1 protein-coding gene is annotated in these 1,359 nt (G+C 70.1%); it reads right to left on the bottom strand.

Annotated elements, in window-relative coordinates; genetic code table 11:
- The coding region (locus tag G020_RS0114535) for an Hpt domain-containing protein (protein ID WP_029681367.1) at window positions 1-1,359 on the bottom strand (1,359 nt) is incomplete at both ends.

The raw sequence follows: 1,359 nt of genomic DNA, 5'->3' as shown, positions 1-1,359 counted from the left end.
TCCGGCTCTGGCTCTGGCTCTGGCTCTGGCTCCGGCTCCGGTTCGAGCTCGGTCTCCGATTTAAGGTCGCCCGTAACCTCGGCGAGCGCCTCGGCTTCCAGCCCCCCGGACGGCCGATTCCAGCGGTCCTGGGCTTCGGCGAACAGGCCCTCGACCTCGTTCACCCATTCCGGCGGCGTCTCGAGCCGAGCTACCGGAGGTGGCACCGGCGATTCGACCACCGCACCGAGGTGGTCGGCCACTCGACGCAGCAGCTCAATGGCCTGCGGGCCCAGCGGTTCCTCCATCTCGCGATGCAGGTGCACCAGGTTTTCGAACGGACGACACACCGAATGCGCGGTCGAGACGCCCGCGGTGCGCGCGCTGCCGTGCAGGGTATGCAGGGCCCGCTCCAGCGCATAGCTCGGCGGGCGCGGCGGGCCAGCCTCCGCTTCCTCCAGCCACGACCGAACCGTGTCCAGATGACTGAGGGCCTCGGCCGAGAAGACCTCCCACAGCTGCGGGTCGATCGCCGGCTCCTCCGCCGGTGCCTCGTCCTCGTCCGCCGGGACGTCAAGTACATGACCTTCTTCCTGGTCCGTCGCCGGCCATTCCTTGCCAGAGCCCGGCTCCGGGGCGGATGCGTCGCCCTCCGGGACCGGAGACTCGAGTTCGATCAGCGAGTCGTGCTCGAGCCCGCCTTCGAGCTCAAGCTCGGGCTCGGGCTCGGGCTCGGGCTCGGGCTCGTCGGGAGCATCCAGGGCCTCCATGCTGCGCGCCAGGGCCGCAAGATCGTCCCCGGCGCCTGCCGGAGGCGCCGCCGCCGGGGCCGGCTCTGCGTCCGTAGCGGTCGCGGCGGGCTCGCCGGCGGCCAGGGCGTCCAGGCGCAGTACAATATCGAGGACCGGCGTTTCCGGTCCCTTCTGGTCACGCACCTCCGCCACCAGTCCGGGGAGCACCGACACCGCATCGCCCACGGCGGAGAGCGTGTCTCCATCCGCCTGATCGGTGCCTTCGAGCAGCCGGTTGAGGAAGGATTCCACCACCCAGGCGAACTCGCCGAGCCGCAACGCTCCCGCGAGGCGGCCGGAGCCCTTCAGCGTGTGGAAGGAACGACGCACGATGGAAAGCGTATCCATGTCGCCCGGTGCCGAACGCCAGATCGGGTACTGCTCGTCCAGGCTCTGGATTTCTTCCTCGGCTTCTTCCAGGAAGATGTCGAGGATCTCCCCGTCCGCGTCCGGCCCGAGTACCTGCTCCTGGAGGACGGCCTCGTCGAAGGTCAAACCACCAGGGCGTTCCGCGAGCGAGAGACCGACCGGCGCTTCGTCCTGCGCGGTGGGCAGCTCGGGCTCGGGCTCGGGCTCGGGCTCGGGCTCG

Source organism: Thioalkalivibrio sp. ALR17-21 (assembly GCF_000420185.1).
Classification (GTDB): domain Bacteria; phylum Pseudomonadota; class Gammaproteobacteria; order Ectothiorhodospirales; family Ectothiorhodospiraceae; genus Thioalkalivibrio; species Thioalkalivibrio halophilus.
Note: the sequence above shows the minus strand (reverse complement) of the source record. Positions and strands in the feature narration are given on the sequence as shown.